Source organism: Streptomyces sp. NPDC001292 (assembly GCF_042896465.1).
Taxonomy (GTDB): domain Bacteria; phylum Actinomycetota; class Actinomycetes; order Streptomycetales; family Streptomycetaceae; genus Streptomyces.
The window spans coordinates 1-16,133 of sequence record NZ_JBIAXG010000024.1; the positions used below are offsets into that span (position 1 = coordinate 1).

Genomic DNA, 16,133 nt, shown 5'->3' on the forward strand with positions numbered 1-16,133 from the left:
CGAACAACCCATCGCCACCACCCATACCAACATCATCCTGCATGAATGATCACGAACCGCAGGCGGGTTGCCGGTTACTGAGACACGCTCCTAGCGCTCCGTCACCTTGCCCCCGGCGACCTCCAGTCGGCGGGTGACGCGTACCGAGTCGAGCATGCGGCGGTCGTGGGTGACCAGCAGCAGGGTGCCCTGGTAGGAGTCCAGCGCTGATTCCAGTTGCTCGATGGCCGGCAGATCCAGGTGGTTGGTGGGCTCGTCCAGGACCAGGAGGTTGACGCCCCTGCCCTGGAGGAGGGCGAGCGCGGCCCGGGTACGCTCGCCCGGGGAGAGCGTCGCGGCGGGACGTGTCACATGGTCCGCCTTGAGGCCGAACTTGGCGAGCAGCGTGCGTGCCTCCACCGGCTCGGTGTCCGGCACCGCCGCGCAGAAGGCGTCCAGCAGGGACTCGGGGCCGTGGAAGATGCGGCGGGCCTGGTCGACCTCGCCGACCAGCACGCCGGAGCCCAGGGCCGCGTGCCCGGCGTCCACCGGGATCCGCCCCAGCAGCGCGCCCAGCAGTGTCGACTTGCCCGCGCCGTTGGCGCCCGTGACCGCCACCCGGTCCGCCCAGTCGATCTGCAGGGACACCGGGCCGAGCACGAAGTCGCCACGGCGCACCTCAGCGTCCCGAAGCGTGGCGACGACCGCTCCCGACCGCGGGGCCGACGCGATCTCCATGCGCAGCTCCCACTCCTTGCGGGGCTCCTCGACGACCTCCAGGCGCTCGATCATGCGCTGGGTCTGGCGGGCCTTGGCCGCCTGCTTCTCACTGGCCTCGCTGCGGAACTTGCGGCCGATCTTGTCGTTGTCGCTCCCCGCCTTGCGCCGGGCGTTCTTCACGCCCTTGTCCATCCAGGCGCGCTGCGTCTGGGCACGCTCCTGGAGGGCGGCCCTCTTGTCGGCGTACTCCTCGTAGTCCTCGCGGGCGTGCCGGCGGGCCACCTCGCGCTCCTCCAGATAGGCCGCGTATCCGCCGCCGTAGAGGTTGATCTGCCGCTGGGCGAGGTCGAGTTCGAGGACCTTGGTGACGGTGCGGGTGAGGAACTCGCGGTCGTGGCTGACGACGACCGTCCCGGCGCGCAGGCCGGTCACGAACCGCTCCAGGCGCTCCAGACCGGCCAGGTCGAGGTCGTTGGTCGGCTCGTCGAGCAGGAAGACGTCGTAGCGGGACAGCAGCAGCGAGGCGAGGCCGGCGCGGGCCGCCTGGCCGCCCGAGAGGGACGTCATGGGCTGGTCGAGACCGACGGCCAGTCCGAGCGAGTCGGCGACCTCCTCGGCGCGTTCGTCGAGGTCGGCGCCGCCGAGGCCGAGCCATCGCTCCAGGCTGGTCGCGTAAGCGTCGTCCGCGCCGGGCGCTCCCTCGACGAGGGCCTGCGTGGCCTCGTCCATGGCCCGCTGGGCGCCGGCCACCCCGGTGCGCCGGGCGAGGAACTCCCGTACGGTCTCCCCGGGCCGCCGCTCCGGCTCCTGGGGAAGGTGCCCGACGCTCGCCGCCGGCGGGGACAGGATGACCTCGCCCTGTTCCGGGGTGCTCAGCCCGGCGAGCATCCTGAGCAGCGTGGACTTGCCCGCGCCGTTGGCGCCGACCAGCCCGATCACCTCCCCGGGCGCGACGACGAGGTCCAGTCCGGCGAACAGCGCGCGGTCGCCGTGCCCGGCGGCGAGGTTCTTGGCAACGAGGGTGGCAGTCATCAGAGGACCGATCCTAACGGCCGTGCCCCGGCGCCCTCAGTGCGCCACCGCCGCCACCAGCACGCCCCCTGCCGCCCGTGCCACCAGGAAGGACTCCCCCTTCACCGCCCCGGCGTCCAGCGCGAGCCGGTGTCGGCCCGGCTCCAGGACGCCGTCGAAGACCTCCCGGGTGTGGGTGCGGTGGAGCCGGTCGAGGCGGTAGGCGGTGAGCCGGACCCGGCAGGCGGAGGTGACCTCGACGTCCGCCACGCCGTCGGTGGCCACCAGCCGGGTCAGCCGGCGCCGCTCCACGGGACCGCGGTCCAGGGCCTGCTCGATCCGGGCGACCAGAAGCGGCACGATCGGGGCCGTCCCGTCGACGTAGGCCACGTCGGCGCCCGCGCGCTCGAAGGCGCCCCGGACGGCGGCGCGTTCGGCCGTGCCGACCGCCGGGCCGAAGGCGACGGCACCGTACTGGCGCAGTTCGCCGGCGTGCACGTGGAGCGTGTCGCGGGTGATGTCGGCGCCGATGCCGATGGCGCGCAGGGCGGCGGCAAGTCTGGCGAGGACGGCGACCCGGGCTCCGACGAGCAGCACCCGGCGGCGGGGCGCGGGGCCGCCGCCGTCCAGCAGCGCGCCCAGAGCCGCGCGGTACTCGGCTCCGGCGAAGCGGAACGGGCCTATGCCGTGGTAGCCGTCGCGTTCCAGGTCGACGTGTTCGTCCGTCTGCCAGGCGAAGTCCCGCCAGACGTAGTCCGCCCCGTCCGCGCCGGACCTCTCGATGACGGCGGTGACCGCGCCGCAGGCCAGGTCCGCGCACTCGGGGCAGCCGTAGATGAGGTACCGGCCGCCCGGCAGCGGCGCCTCGCTCTCCAGCAGCAGGCCGCGCACCTGGGCGGCGAGGATCGCGGGCGGGATGTCGGAGGCGAGCGGGGAGACCGCGTCCAGGTCGGCGAGCCGGAACAGCAGGGGCCGTCCGTCCACGAGGAAGTCGACGAAGTCCCGGTGGAGCTGGTGGCCGCCGTCGGCGAGGATCTCCCCGGGACGCGTCGCGGGGGCCAGGCCGAAGGTCGTGTACTCGGCAGGCATGCCGTGAGTATTCCCGGCCCGGGGCCGAGGTGAGCACGGTGTGCGGCCTTCCGCTACCGTGCGCAGCGTGGACAGTGGGCCGGGTACCGAGGTGGTGGTGGTCGGCGGCGGCGTCATCGGGCTGACGACGGCCGTCGTACTGGCCGAGCGCGGTCGGCGGGTGCGGGTGTGGACGCGTGAGCCGGCCGAGCGGACGACCTCGGCGGTCGCCGGCGCGCTGTGGTGGCCGTACCGGATCGAGCCGGAGTCGCTCGTCGGGGAGTGGTCGCTGGAATCCCTGGCGGTGTACGAGGAGTTGGCCGGGCGTCCAGACGAGACGGGCGTACGCCTGGTCGAGGGGGTGCACGGCGGGACGCGGCTGGACTCGCTGGGGCCGTGGGCGGCGCGGGTGCCCGGTCTGCGCCCGGCGCACGCCGGGGAGTGGGCGGGCACGGCGCTGTGGGCGCGGCTTCCGCTGATCGACATGTCGGCTCATCTGCCGTGGCTGCGGAAGCGGTTGACCGGGGCGGGCGGGATCGTGGAGGAGCGGGTGGTGACGGATCTGACGGCGGTGGACGCCGCCGTCGTCGTGAACTGCACCGGCCTCGGCGCCCGCGAGCTCGTTCCTGATCCCGCGGTGCGTCCCGTGCGCGGTCAGCTCGTCGTCGTGGAGAACCCGGGCATCGCGACGTGGCTGACGTCCGTCGACCCTGTTTCGCAGTCCCCCACCTATGCGTTCCCGCAGCCGGGCGGGCTCCTCCTCGGCGGCACGGCCGAGGAGGACGACTGGTCGCTGACGCCCGATCCGGCGGTGGCCGAGCGGATCGTCGAGCGGTGCGCGGCCGTCCGGCCGGAGATCGCCGGGGCGCGGGTGCTGGCGCACCGGGTCGGGCTGCGGCCGGCCCGGCACGCGGTGCGGCTGGAGCGCGAGGAGCTGCCGGGCGGGCGGGCGCTGGTGCACAACTACGGGCACGGCGGGGCCGGGGTCACCGTGGCCTGGGGCTGTGCGCGCCGGGCGGCCGGGCTGGCGTACCCGGCCACTTGAGCCGGTGCGTTCCCGTCAGTCCCGCGGGGTTCCATGGACGGCCGCCGGGGTGAGCAGGGCGGCTGGACGCACGTGGCCGGAAAGACCCCTGAGCATGTTTCACCCGTGACGGCCGAATGGCGATCGTGTGACAGCGGTGGGCATGGACATGCCTTTGGCCACCGCGACTCAATAGGCTCCGAACAGACCTCGTGCCCCTACGACTTGGAGCTGACGTGCACCGCAGAATGATCGCGCCGGGCGCACTGGCGGCAGCCACCCTGCTGCTGGCGATCCCGGCATCGGCCGCGAGCCACTCCCCCGGCGCACCGGGCATCGGCGACCCCTACTGGGGCGTCACTCCGTGAGTTCGGAGAGTTCCCGGTCGGCCGTGCGGCCGACGCGGCGGCGGACGGCGAACCAGCCGGCGACGAGCAGGACCACGATCAGGGGGATCAGCAGGAGGGTCTTGCGGCCCACCTCCGGGTCGTTCCACATCAGGCCCAGGCAGGCCAGCAGGAACGCGATCGTGGCGGTCTCGGTGACCGGGCTTCCGGGGAGGCGGAAGGTGGGGCGGGTGACCTGGCCGGCCCGGGCGCGGCGGACGAAGACCAGGTGACAGATCATGATGATCACCCACGTGCTGACGATGCCGAGCGAGGCGACGTTCAGCACGATCTCGAAGGCCTGGCTGGGCACGAGGTAGTTCAGGCCGACGCCGAGCACGCAGACCGCGCAGGTCAGCAGGATGCCGCCGTAGGGGACCTGGCTGCGGCTCATCACTCGGGTGAACCGGGGCGCGGAGCCGGCCATGGCCATGGAGCGCAGGATGCGGCCGGTGGAGTACAGGCCCGAGTTCAGGGACGACATGGCGGCCGTGAGGACCACGAGGTTCATGATGTCACCGGCCGCCGGGACGCCGATCTTCGACAGGACCGTGACGAACGGGCTCTCCCCGGCCGAGTAGACCGAGCCGGGCAGCAGCAGGGCCAGCAGGACGACCGAGCCGACGTAGAACAGGCCCACGCGCCACATGATCGAGTTCACCGCGCGCGGGACGACCTTCTCCGGCTCGGCGGTCTCGCCCGCGGCGACACCGACCAGCTCCAGGGCGGCGTAGGCGAAGATCACGCCCTGCATCACCAGGACGACCGGCATCGCGCCGTGCGGGAGCAGGCCGCCGTGGTCGGTGATCATGTTCAGGCCCGGGGTGTGCCCGTCGACGCGGTGCTGCGTGGCCAGCAGGAAGATGCCGATCAGCATGAAGCCGACCAGGGTGGCGACCTTGACGATCGCGAACCAGAACTCCATCTCGCCGAAGATCTTCACCGAGATCAGGTTCACGGTGAGGACCACGGCGAGGGCGATCAGCGCGAGCACCCACTGCGGGACGGGCGTGAACATGCTCCAGTAGTGCGTGTAGAGCGCGATCGCCGTGATGTCGGCGATACCGGTCGTCGACCAGTTCAGGAAGTACATCCAGCCGGCGACGTAGGCGCCCTTCTCACCGAGGAACTCACGCGCGTACGACACGAAGGAGCCTGACGAGGGCCGGTACAGGACCAGCTCCCCGAGGGCCCGGACGACGAAGAACGCGAAGACGCCGCACACGAGGTAGGCCAGCGCCAGCGCGGGGCCCGCGTTGTGCAGGCGACCGCCCGCTCCTAGAAAGAGTCCGGTTCCGATCGCCCCGCCGATGGCGATCATGTTGACGTGGCGGTGCTTGAGGTCCTTGCTGTATCCGGCGTCGCCCGCGTCGGCGGGCGTCCCGGTCGCCTGGGTGCGGGGGGCGACCTGGGCCGCGTGCGCGGATTCCTTGCTCACGGGTGGTTCCACTCTCTGGTGCCCCGGGCGACGTGCGCCCGGGTGTCCGTACGTGTTGCGGCCCGCACCACCCATGAACGCGGTACAGACCAGAACAGCAGCTTCCCAGGGCGGTCGATCCCCATGCGATGGCGGACGTCACAGAGCGGGACTTCTCACATGGCCTTCGCTTATCGGTCACTGCCCGTACACTGGCAGGTCAGGGCTTTCACAGCACTGGTGGGACAGCGATACTGCTGCGATGACGACCGACACCGACGAGCCGACCCTCACGATCGACGAGCTGGCCGCGCGGGCCGGCGTCACGGTGCGCACGGTCCGCTACTACAGCGGCCGGGGCCTCCTGCCGCCGCCGGTGCTCGGCCCACGCCGGGTGGGCCGCTACGGCCAGGAGCACCTGGCGCGCCTGACGCTGATCGAGGAGATGCAGCTGCGCGGCATGACACTCGCCGCGATCGAGCGCCATCTGCGGCAGCTGCCGCCGGACCTCACCCCGCACGACCTCGCCATCCACCGCGCGGTGGTCGCGTCCTGGGCGCCGGACACCGTGGAGTCGCTGTCCCGGCGGGAGCTGGAGCGCAGGGCCGGCCGGCCGCTCGATGAGGACGACGTCCGGCGGCTGGCCGCGATGAACGTCGTCGAGGCCGACGGGGAGTCCTTCCGCGTCGACTCCGGTCTGCTGCGGCTCGGCGTGGAACTCCTCGACGTACCGCTGTCCCAGGAGACGATCCTCGCCGCCCGCACGGTGCTGACCGAGCACGCCCGTACGGCCGCCCACGAGCTGTCGAAGCTGCTGCGCGACGCCGTCGCCGAACGCGACACCCGGGACGTGAAGTCCCTGTCCGCCCATGTGCACCCCCTGGTGGTGCAGGCCCTGCTCACCACCTTCCAGCGCTCGCTGAAGGAGGAGCTGCGGGAGTGGCTGGACACGGCCGGACGGGAGCGCCCCCGGGGAGCGGACCCCCAGGGGGCGCAGAAGCCGCCGTCCGGCTGAGCGGCTCGTCAGCGCGCGTCGGTGAAGGTCTCCCCCTGCTCCGCCTTCGCCACGAGCAGCGCCGGCGGGGTGAACCGCTCGCCGTAGCGCTCGGCGAGTTCCCGCGCGCGCCCCACAAAGCCGGGCAGACCGCCCTCGTAGCCGTTGATGTACTGGAGCACTCCACCGGTCCAGCCCGGGAAGCCGATGCCGAGGACCGAGCCGATGTTGGCGTCGGCGACGGAGGTCAGGACGCCTTCCTCCAGGAGCCTGACCGTGTCGAGCGCCTCGGCGAAGAGCATGCGCTCCTGCATGTCCCGGAACGGGATCTCGTACCCCGGCCTGGTGAAGTGCTCACGCAGGCCCGGCCAGAGTCGGGTGCGACCGCCGTCCTCGCCGTAGTCGTAGAAGCCGGCGCCGCCGCTGCGGCCCGTGCGGCCGAACTCGTCGACCATGCGGTCGACGACCGCGTCCGCGGGGTGCGGGGTCCAGGTGCCGCCCGCCTCCTCCACCGCCCGCTGCGACTCGGCCCGGATCTTCCGGGGCAGGGTGAGGGTCAGCTCGTCCATCAGGGACAGCACCTTGGCCGGGTAGCCCGCCTGGGCCGCCGCCTGTTCCACCGACGCGGGCTCGATGCCCTCGCCGACCATCGCCACGCCCTCGTTGATGAACTGGCCGATGACCCGGGAGGTGAAGAAGCCGCGCGAGTCGTTGACGACGATCGGGGTCTTGTTGATCTGCCGGACCAGGTCGAAGGCGCGGGCCAGCGCCTCGTCGCCGGTGCGCTCGCCCTTGATGATCTCGACCAGGGGCATCTTGTCCACGGGTGAGAAGAAGTGGAGCCCGATGAAGTCGGCCTGGCGCTCGACGCCTTCGGCGAGCAGGGTGATCGGCAGGGTGGAGGTGTTGGAGCACAGCAGCGCGTCCGGCGCGACGACCCGCTCGATCTCCTGGAACACCTTGTGCTTGAGCGCCGGGTCCTCGAAGACGGCCTCGATCACCGCGTCGCAGCCCGCGAGGTCGGCGGCCTCCGCGGTGGGCATGATGCGGGCGAGCACCGCGTCCGCCTTCTCCTGGCTGGTACGGCCCTTGGCGACGGCCTTGGCGCACAGCTTCTCCGAGTAGCCCTTGCCCTTGGCGGCGGCCTCCGGGGACACGTCCTTCAGGACGACCTCGATGCCCGCGCGGGCGCACGCGTAGGCGATGCCCGCGCCCATCATCCCGGCGCCGAGGACGGCCACCTTGCGGACCTGGCGGGGTTCGACGCCCTGGGGCCTGCTGGCGCCGGAGTTGACGGCCTGGAGGTCGAAGAAGAACGCCTGGATCATGTTCTTCGAGGTCTGCCCCGCGGCCAGTTCCACGAAGTAGCGGGCCTCGATGACCTGGGCGGTCTCGAAGTCGACCTGGGCGCCCTCGACGGCGGCGGCCAGGATGTTGCGCGGGGCCGGGTAGGGGGCGCCGTTCGTCTGCTTGCGCAGATTGGCCGGGAAGGCGGGCAGATTGGCGGCGAACTTCGGGTTCGCCGGGGTGCCGCCCGGGATGCGGTGGCCGGCCTTGTCCCAGGGCTGGTGCGACTCCGGGTTGGCGTCGATGAAGGCGCGCGCCTTGGCCAGCAACTCCTCCTGGGAGGTGGCCACGTCGTCGACGAGCCCGTTGTCCCGGGCGCGCCGGGCGTTGTACTGGGTGCCCTGGAGCAGCACCTTGAGCAGGGCGTCGGTGATGCCCAGCAGCCGTACGGTGCGGACGACCCCGCCCCCGCCGGGGAGCAGGCCGAGGGTCACCTCGGGGCAGCCGATCTTCGTACCGGGGGTGTCGAGCGCGATCCGGTGGTGGCAGGCCAGGGCCAGTTCGTAACCGCCGCCCAGGGCCGCGCCGTTGATTGCGGCGACGACCGGCTTGCCCAGGGTCTCGATGCGGCGCAGGTTGCGCTTGAGCGCGAGGCCGCCGTCGAACAGGTCCTGGGCGGTGTCCGGGGTGACCCGGATCAGGTCGCGCAGGTCGCCGCCCGCGAAGAAGGTCTTCTTCGCGGAGGTGAGGATGATGCCGCGGACGGAGTCCTGCTCCGCCTCCAGCCGGTCGGCGACGGCGGCGAGGGAGTCGCGGAACGCCTGGTTCATGGTGTTCGCGGACTGGTTCGGGTCGTCGAGGACGAGGGTGACGACGCCGGTGTCGTCCTGCTCCCAGCGGATGGTGGTGCTCTCGGTCATGTCGGGGTCTCCGTTGAGGTCTGGGTTCTGAGGGCGCCGCTGGGGCCGGTCAGACGCGCTCGACGATCGTGGCGATGCCCATGCCGCCGCCGACGCAGAGGGTCGCGAGTCCGTAGCGCTTGTCCTGGCGCTCCAGTTCGTCCACGAGGGTGCCGAGGATCATCGCGCCGGTGGCGCCGAGTGGGTGGCCCAGCGCGATGGCGCCGCCGTTGACGTTGACCTTGTCCAGGGACAGGCCCATGTCCTTCACGAAGCGCAGCACGACCGCCGCGAAGGCCTCGTTGATCTCCACGAGGTCGATGTCGTCGATGGTCAGGCCGGCCCTGGCGAGCGCCTTGCGGGTGGCGGGAGCGGGCCCGGTGAGCATGATGGTGGGCTCGGAGCCGGAGACGGCGGCGGAGACGATCCGCGCGCGGGGCGTGAGGCCGTACCGCTCGCCGACCTCGCGGGAGCCGATGGCGACGAGCGAGGCGCCGTCCACGATGCCGGAGGAGTTGCCCGCGTGGTGGACGTGGTCGATCTTCTCCACCCAGTGGTACTTCTGCAGGGCGACGGCGTCGAAGCCGCCCAGATCGCCGATGTCCGCGAAGGACGGCTTGAGCGCCGCCAGCGAGTCGGCGGTGGTGCCGGGGCGCGGATGCTCGTCGTGGTCGAGCACGACGAGTCCGTTGCGGTCCCTGACCGGCACGACGGAGCGGTCGAAGCGGCCCTCCTTCCAGGCGGTGGCCGCGCGCTCCTGGGACAGGGCCGCGTACTCGTCGACGTCCCGCCGGGAGAAGCCCTCGATGGTGGCGATCAGGTCGGCGCCGATGCCCTGGGGTACGAAGTTGACGGCGAGGTTGGTCATCGGGTCGTTGAACCAGGCGCCGCCGTCGGAGGCCATCGGCACCCGGGACATCGACTCGACGCCGCCCGCGAGGACCAAGTCCTCCCAGCCGGAGCGCACCTTGGCGGCGGCCAGGTTGACGGCCTCCAGGCCGGAGGCGCAGAAGCGGTTCTCCTGCACGCCGGCCACCGTGTCCGGCAGTCCCGCGGCGATGGCGGCGATCCGGGCGATGTCGGAGCCCTGGTCGCCGATCGGGCCGACGACGCCGAGCACGATGTCGTCGACGGCGGCCGGGTCGAGTCCGGGGAAGCGGTCGCGGATCTCGTGGATGAGGCCGACGACCAGGTCGATGGGCTTCGTGCCGTGCAGGGCGCCGTTGGCCTTGCCGCGCCCGCGCGGGGTGCGGATCGCGTCGTACACGTACGCTTCGGTGCTCACTGACAAGCCTTTCGACGAGGGTGGTGTCCTGGGGTCGGGTGGGAGGAGCCGGAGCGGGTCCGGGGAACTGGTCGCGGTCGTGGGTCCGTCAGGAGCCGTCCTCCCCGTCCTCGTCCGCCCCGTCCTCCAGGAGCGCGGGCAGGTCCCAGTCGCGGGCCACGGCCGCCGTGCCGGCGCCGGGCCGGGCGGGGCCGGTGCGGACGGCGGTGGGGGTGGCGGAGAAGCGGGGCGCGGGGGCGGGCTGGGTGAGGCCGGCGTGCTCCGTGAAGGTGCCGCGGGCGGCGAGGTGCGGGTGGTGCGGGGCCTCCCGCAGCGACAGCACGGGAGCCACGCAGGCGTCGGAGCCCTCGAAGACCACGGTCCACTCCTGCTGGGTGCGTGACTTGAAGCGGGCGGCGACCGCCTCGCGCAGTTCCCCCCAGCGAGTGTGGTCGGTGCGGGCCCCGGCGTGCTCCTCCAGGCCGAGCAGTCCGGTGAACTCGTCGTAGAACCGCTGCTCCAGGGCGCCGACCGTCATGTACCGGCCGTCGGCGGTCTCGTAGGTGCCGTAGTACGGGCAGCCGCCGTCCAGGAGGTTGGCTCCACGGCGGTCCTGCCAGGCGCCGGCGGCGAGCATGCCGTGGATCATGGTGGAGAGGTGGGCGGTGCCGTCGACGATCGCGGCGTCCACGACCTGGCCGGTGCCGGTCGCGCGCGCGTGGTGCAGGGCGGCGAGGACGCCGACCACGAGGTAGAGGGAGCCGCCGGCGTAGTCGCCGAGGAGGTTGGCGGGGACGGCCGGCGGCGTGTCCGGTTCACCGATCATGCCGAGGGTGCCGGTCACGGCGATGTAGGCGATGTCGTGTCCCGCGCGCGGGGCGAGCGGTCCGTCCTGGCCCCATCCGGTCATCCGGCCGTAGACCAGCCGCGGGTTGCGGGCGTGGCAGGCCCCGGGGCCGATGCCGAGGCGCTCGGCGACGCCGGGGCGGTAGCCCTCGATGAGGATGTCGGCGCGGGCGGCGAGGTCGAGGACGCGGGCGGGGCCGCCTGGGGACTTCAGGTCGACGACCACCGAGCGCTTGTTGCGGTTGGTGATGTCATGGGCGGGGTCGATGCCGAGTCCGGCGCCGCCGGGGCGGTCCACCCGGACGACGTCGGCGCCCAGGTCGGCCAGCAGCATCGCGGCGAACGGGCCGGGGCCGATGCCGGCCAGCTCGACCACGCGCACACCGGTCAGCGGGCCCTGCCGCCCCGCCCCCTCTGCCGTTGCCATCCGGTCCCCTCACTGTGACACAACCGATGTAACACCGATGATGCTAAGAACGCGTTCCAGCGGATACAAGCCCTCGGCGAGCAAGCGCTTAGCCAGGGCGTACCGGAAGACGTACCCGGTGGCCTGGTGGCCGTATCCCGCACCGCCGGACCGTCACCGCCGGGCCCTCGCCGCCTGACTCCGCACTCCTCACGCTAGCCTCGGCCACGGACAGCGGCGCGGGCTGCGAGAGCTAGGAGTGTCATGAGCAGGCGGAGGAACTCCGACCGTCCGTACGACATCGTCCTCTTCGGAGCCACCGGCTTCGTGGGGGCGCTCACCGCCGAGTACCTCGCCGCGCACGCCCCCGAGGGACTGCGCTGGGCGATCGCCGGCCGCGGCGAGGACCGGCTGAAGGAACTGCGCGACCGGCTGCCCTCGGGTGCGTCCGTCGGAGTGCTGCGCGCGGACGTGGCCGACCCGGACTCCCTGCGCGACCTCGCCCGGCAGGCGCGCGTGCTGGCCACCACCGTGGGCCCGTACGCGGCCGTGGGCGAGGAACTCGTCGCCGCCTGCGCCGACAGCGGAACGGACTACCTGGACCTGTGCGGCGAGCCCGAGTTCGTGGACCTGGTGTACGTCCGGCACGACGCACGCGCGCGCGAGACCGGGGCACGTCTGCTGCACGCCTGCGGCTTCGACTCCGTCCCGCCCGACCTGGGCGTGTACTTCACCGTCCGGCAGCTGCCGGAGGGCGTACCGCTGACCGTGGACGGATTCGTCCGGGTGGACGCCGCCTTCTCGGGTGGGACCCTCGCGTCGGCGCTCAGCCAGTTCGCCCGTCCCCTGCGGATACGGGCCGCGGCGCGGGACCGGGCGCGGCACGAGCCGCGACTGCTGGGGCGGCGGGCGGTCACGCCGGCGGGCGCGCCGCGGTTCGCCGCGGAGGTGGGCGCCTGGGCGGTGCCGCTGCCGACCATCGACCCGCAGATCGTGCGGAGCTCCGCACGCGTGCTGGAACGTTACGGCCCGGACTTCCGCTACCGCCACTACGCGGCCGTGCGGCACCTGCCGGTCGCCGTCGGCGGTGCCGCCGCCCTCGGCGCGGTCATGGCCGCCGCCCAACTACCGCCCGCCCGGCGCTGGCTGTCCGGACGGCTGCGGCCCGGTGAGGGGCCGAGCGAGGAGCGGCGGGCCAGGAGCTGGTTCTCGGTGCGGTTCGTGGGCGAGGGCGGCGGACGGCGGGTGTTCACCGAGGTCGCGGGCGGCGACCCGGGGTACGGCGAGACGGCGAAGATGTTCGCCGAGTCGGCGCTCGCCCTGGCCCTGGACGACCTCCCGCCGACCGCGGGCCAGGTCACCACGGCGGTGGCCATGGGCGACGCCCTGATCGACCGCCTGCGCCGAGCGGGCATCACCTTCCGGATCGCGACGAGCCGCTAGCCCCTGGCAGGGCTACAGCGACCATTCGGCCACGGTCCAGATCATCCCGCCTATCCAGCCGAGCCCGGCCAGCACGGCGAGGATCAGGGTGGCGTTCACGGCGCGCTCGACGGGGCGGGCCGGGTCGGTGAGGGGCTTGTGGGAACGGTGTGTCGTCATGCGCCCCAGCCTGCCCATGAGCCCCGGTGGCCACATCCGTACGGATACTCAGATGGCGTACTCACAACCGGGCCTCGGCACCGGGCCTCGGCACCGGGCCTCGGAGCCGGACACGCGCCCAGTGCCCCGCCAAGGCCTGTCGCCGCATTCCCGCCGTCGCCCGAAGGGCGGCACCGCGGCGTCTGGTGCGTGCCCTGGGCCCCCTGCTCGGAGAGCTTGGGGGAGTGCCGGGCGGAGGTCCTCGTACTGGACGTACTCGGCTTTCCCCCGGTGCGGCGAGTGCGTGCCAGGCGTCGCGGGGCAGACGGGAATGTGACGACAGGCCAATACACCTAGTGCTGTGACCGGGAAGGTTTACCGGAAAGGTCGCGGCGTGCGGTGCCGGGGGCACCTCCCACGCCCTTCAGGCAGTGGGGGAGCGTCGCAAGGCGGAGCATCACCCGCGTACTGGACGTACGCAGGTGATGCGACGACGCGGCGAGGTGCCGTGCCGGGCGTCGCGAGCCGGTGAACCTCTCCGGTCGCAGCACTAGGACCTGTCCGCCGTCGCCTCGCGCAGGGCGCGGCGGCACAGGGCGTCGGCGCGGCGGGTCGTCTCCGGGAGGCGGTAGGCCGGGGTGAGTGCGAGGGTGTGCGCGCAGGCGTTGTCCAGGGTCACCCGGTGGCCGACAGAGACGAAGACCGGTTTGACGCCGTCCCGGGTGCGCAGGGCGCGGCCGACCTCGTCCGGGCCGGCGAGCAGCGGGGAGGCGCTGCCGCGCGGGGTGTCCGGATCCCCGTAGGCGAAGGTGAACGGGTTCTTGGCGACGCCGATCGTCGGCAGTCCGGTCAGCACACCGAGGTGGCTCGCCAGTCCGAAGCGCCGGGGGTGGGCCAGTCCGTAGCCGTCGCAGACGACCAGACCGGGCGGGCAGGGCAGGGCGTCCAGCGCGGCGAGCACGGTGGGGATCTCACGGAAGGCCAGCAGCCCGGGCACGTACGGGAACGAGATCCGCCCGACGGCGGTGGCCTCGGCGACGACGCGCAGGGTGGCCGCGTCCAGGACGACGGCCGCCGCCGCGACGAGGTCCCGCTCGTCGTCGTAGGCGACGTCGACCCCCGTGACGTGGCCCGTCCCGGGCGGCGGTCCCGACTCGTCCCGCACCACCCGTTCACGCAACTCGTCCTGGACGGCGCGGGCCTGCTCCTCGGTGGCGGGCCAGCCCGCGGGAATGCGTACGGTCGTCGTCATGATGGGCCGAGCGTACGGCCACGCGGCTACGCACGGCGGGGCGGGCCCGCGTTCCTGACCGGAGGCGGGCCCGCCGGGCTCGGTGCGGGGGTCAGCCTTTACCCAGGGCCTGCCGCAGCTGCTGCTTGTTCATGTCCGAGCGGCCGTGGATGTTGCGCCGCTTGGCCTCCTCGTAGAGCTGGTCATAGGTGGGTCCCTCGGAGCCCCGGCCCGAGCGCTGCCCGCCCCGCCTGCCGGAGGACATGTCCTGGATGGAGGTGCGACTGGCGGTCTTCGACTCACCGCTGCGGGCGCGCTCCTTGTTCACCGTGCGCGCGGCGATCTCCTTGGCGCGTTCGGTGTTCTCCCCCCGGTCCTGGGCGCTCTGCTTGATGTGCTCGTACTGGCGCTCGCGCTTGGAACTGGAACCGCGTGGCATGCCGTTCACTTCCTCTCTGTGCAAGGAACGGATACCCGCAATTCTGGATCGATTCGCCATATCGGGCGATATCCAGTCCTCCAGTCGAGCGACGCGAGAGCCGTGTCACTTCCGGGAATGAACGCGGTGACGCAGGTCACTCGCTCGTCCTGTGCACGGATCAGCGGCTTCCGTCGTCTCTTCCAGTGCCCGGCCTCATCCGCCCGGAGGTTCGTCCAGCCGTCACAAGGGAGCAAGGCCTTGTCCACCGTCATCGAGCAGTCCGTGGAGGCGCGCCTGGTCTCCGCCACGCCACGGATGCCCAGCATTCCCGCCACACTGCGCTACGACCGGCGCGACCCGTTCGCCGTCCGTATGACCTTCCCGGCCCCGGCCGCCCTCGAAGGCGTGGAGGTCTGCTGGCTCTTCGCCCGGGACCTGCTGGCGGCCGGTCTGCGGGAGCCCGAGGGCCACGGCGACGTACGGGTGCGGCCGTACGGGTACGACCGCACCGTCCTGGAGTTCCACGCCCCCGAGGGCACGGCCGTGGTGCACGTCCGCAGCGGTGAGATACGGCGTTTCCTGGAGGCCACGAGCGAACTGGTGCCGCTCGGTCTGGAGCACCTCCAGTTCGACCTGGACCACGATCTGGCGGAGCTGATGCGGGACACCTGCTGACGGCCCCCGCTCAGCCGCCCGCCGTGGCGGACGCCGCCGTGGCCGCCACGACCACCGCCGCGCTCACCTCGCGCACCACCCGGCGCAGCGCGGGGGCCGCGGCTCCGCTGCGCTCGGTCAGCTCCTCGATGCGCCCCTTGTGGCGCCTGCGGTCCTTGGCGGGCGCCAGGGTGCCCAGTTCCGCGGCGGCCGCGAGGGCGACGACGGCCGCCTCGCGTTCGGAGACCTCCACGGCCGGCAGCGGGCCCTCCAGCACCCGGCGCGCCTCCTCCCGCAGCGCGTCCACGACGGCGACGCGCTCCAGGGCGTAGTCCACGGACGGGAGGACACCGAGGACCCGGCGCCGCTCGGCGCGCAGAAGCCCCTCGGCGGCCAGCTGCTCGCGCAAGGCGTCGAGGGTGGTCCGGGCGTGCAGCGTCACCCAGGTCTTCCAGCGGCGGGGCCGGGATTCCCGGACGAGTTCGAGCAGTCCGTCGAGCACCGGGTCCCCGGTGCCGGCGTCCAGGCCGGCGGGTGCGGCGATACCGTCGTCGTCGACGAGCAGCCCGCGCTGGGCCAGCTCGGTAAGGGCGCCGGCCCGGACCAGGTGGTGCAGATGGGCGGTGCCGGTGATCTCCAGCCGCTTGGTGTCCCAGGCCAGCAGGTAGAGCCGGGCGGGCAGCGAGAGCGAGAGCGAACCGTCGGGCACGGGGCCTCCTTCCGAGGGGGCTCGGGCCACCCATTATTTCGTTGACAGGTGTCCCCGCCCCTCCTACCGTTTGCAGCGGTCCTGTTGCCGTCGATTGGAGAAGGACGTTGCTCGTCTGAGGTCCTGAGGCACCGCGTCGCACCGGTCAGGTGTGTGCGTGGCGCGCGACCTCGGCGTCCGAGCCGTCCCGAAGGAAATCCGGCCCAGGGCTCTTCTCATGCCCCGTGACCCCCCTC

Annotated in this window: 15 protein-coding genes; 5 read left to right on the plus strand and 10 right to left on the minus strand. The window is 72.6% G+C overall.

From position 1 onward, the window contains the following. Positions 1 to 90: 90 nt before the first annotated feature. Both ACFY4A_RS23805 and ACFY4A_RS23810 read right to left on the minus strand, forming a co-directional pair. Positions 91 to 1,731, minus strand: coding sequence for an ABC-F family ATP-binding cassette domain-containing protein (locus ACFY4A_RS23805; RefSeq protein WP_390831358.1), 1,641 nt, complete (start codon positions 1,729 to 1,731; stop codon positions 91 to 93). 36 nt (positions 1,732 to 1,767) lie between these two features. Next, on the minus strand, positions 1,768 to 2,799 hold the full coding sequence (locus ACFY4A_RS23810) for an oxidoreductase (RefSeq protein ID WP_390831359.1): 1,032 nt from the start codon (positions 2,797 to 2,799) through the stop codon (positions 1,768 to 1,770). A 91-nt stretch (positions 2,800 to 2,890) separates the two neighbouring features. On the opposite strand from ACFY4A_RS23810, the gene ACFY4A_RS23815 reads away from it, so the two are divergent. Then, a complete protein-coding gene (locus tag ACFY4A_RS23815; RefSeq protein WP_390831470.1) occupies positions 2,891 to 3,823 on the plus strand; it encodes an FAD-dependent oxidoreductase in 933 nt (310 codons plus the stop codon). 215 nt (positions 3,824 to 4,038) lie between these two features. Continuing rightward, entirely contained in the window at positions 4,039 to 4,170 is a 132-nt protein-coding gene (locus ACFY4A_RS23820) for a hypothetical protein (RefSeq protein ID WP_390831360.1), read from the plus strand. Here ACFY4A_RS23820 and ACFY4A_RS23825 read toward each other — a convergent pair. Further along, positions 4,160 to 5,626 carry an amino acid permease gene (locus ACFY4A_RS23825; RefSeq protein ID WP_390831361.1) on the minus strand — a complete coding sequence of 489 codons (1,467 nt, stop codon included), beginning with the start codon at positions 5,624 to 5,626 and terminating at the stop codon, positions 4,160 to 4,162. The two genes, ACFY4A_RS23820 and ACFY4A_RS23825, sit on opposite strands and share 11 nt — an antisense overlap. A 241-nt stretch (positions 5,627 to 5,867) precedes the next feature. On the opposite strand from ACFY4A_RS23825, the gene ACFY4A_RS23830 reads away from it, so the two are divergent. Continuing rightward, entirely contained in the window at positions 5,868 to 6,620 is a 753-nt protein-coding gene (locus ACFY4A_RS23830) for a MerR family transcriptional regulator (protein WP_390831362.1), read from the plus strand. 8 nt (positions 6,621 to 6,628) lie between these two features. Here ACFY4A_RS23830 and ACFY4A_RS23835 read toward each other — a convergent pair whose 3' ends face one another. The 3 genes from ACFY4A_RS23835 to ACFY4A_RS23845 form a co-directional block, all read right to left on the minus strand. Next, positions 6,629 to 8,806 carry a 3-hydroxyacyl-CoA dehydrogenase NAD-binding domain-containing protein gene (locus tag ACFY4A_RS23835; protein WP_390831363.1) on the minus strand — a complete coding sequence of 726 codons (2,178 nt, stop codon included), beginning with the start codon at positions 8,804 to 8,806 and terminating at the stop codon, positions 6,629 to 6,631. 49 nt (positions 8,807 to 8,855) lie between these two features. Continuing rightward, positions 8,856 to 10,070: an acetyl-CoA C-acetyltransferase gene (locus ACFY4A_RS23840; protein ID WP_390831364.1), complete on the minus strand. Its 1,215-nt coding sequence runs from the start codon at positions 10,068 to 10,070 to the stop codon at positions 8,856 to 8,858. Positions 10,071 to 10,158: 88 nt separating this feature from the next. After that, on the minus strand, positions 10,159 to 11,322 hold the full coding sequence (locus tag ACFY4A_RS23845) for a CaiB/BaiF CoA transferase family protein (RefSeq protein WP_390831365.1): 1,164 nt from the start codon (positions 11,320 to 11,322) through the stop codon (positions 10,159 to 10,161). A gap of 243 nt (positions 11,323 to 11,565) precedes the next feature. Here ACFY4A_RS23845 and ACFY4A_RS23850 point away from each other — a divergent pair, with 243 nt between their 5' ends. Then, the gene (locus tag ACFY4A_RS23850) at positions 11,566 to 12,744 is read left to right on the plus strand and encodes a saccharopine dehydrogenase family protein (RefSeq protein ID WP_390831366.1); all 1,179 of its coding nucleotides are present in this window, start codon (positions 11,566 to 11,568) and stop codon (positions 12,742 to 12,744) included. A gap of 12 nt (positions 12,745 to 12,756) precedes the next feature. On the opposite strand, the gene mmpA is transcribed toward ACFY4A_RS23850, so the two are convergent. The 3 genes from mmpA to ACFY4A_RS23865 all read right to left on the minus strand — a co-directional run bounded on the left by mmpA (position 12,757) and on the right by ACFY4A_RS23865 (position 14,552). After that, positions 12,757 to 12,903, minus strand: a complete 147-nt coding sequence (gene mmpA / locus ACFY4A_RS23855; protein ID WP_390831367.1) for a morphogenic membrane protein MmpA — start codon at positions 12,901 to 12,903, stop codon at positions 12,757 to 12,759. A gap of 529 nt (positions 12,904 to 13,432) precedes the next feature. After that, positions 13,433 to 14,134 (minus strand): endonuclease V, encoded by a 702-nt coding sequence (locus ACFY4A_RS23860; protein ID WP_390831368.1) that lies wholly within the window; start codon positions 14,132 to 14,134, stop codon positions 13,433 to 13,435. Positions 14,135 to 14,225: 91 nt separating this feature from the next. After that, complete coding sequence (locus ACFY4A_RS23865) at positions 14,226 to 14,552, minus strand: plasmid stabilization protein (protein WP_390831369.1); 327 nt, start codon at positions 14,550 to 14,552, stop codon at positions 14,226 to 14,228. 240 nt (positions 14,553 to 14,792) lie between these two features. Here ACFY4A_RS23865 and ACFY4A_RS23870 point away from each other — a divergent pair, with 240 nt between their 5' ends. Then, positions 14,793 to 15,209, plus strand: a complete 417-nt coding sequence (locus tag ACFY4A_RS23870) for an SsgA family sporulation/cell division regulator (RefSeq protein ID WP_390831370.1) — start codon at positions 14,793 to 14,795, stop codon at positions 15,207 to 15,209. A 10-nt stretch (positions 15,210 to 15,219) separates the two neighbouring features. Here the strand turns inward: ACFY4A_RS23870 and ACFY4A_RS23875 are convergent, their stop codons facing one another. Continuing rightward, on the minus strand, positions 15,220 to 15,897 hold the full coding sequence (locus ACFY4A_RS23875) for a GPP34 family phosphoprotein (protein ID WP_390831371.1): 678 nt from the start codon (positions 15,895 to 15,897) through the stop codon (positions 15,220 to 15,222). Positions 15,898 to 16,133 lie beyond the last annotated feature (236 nt).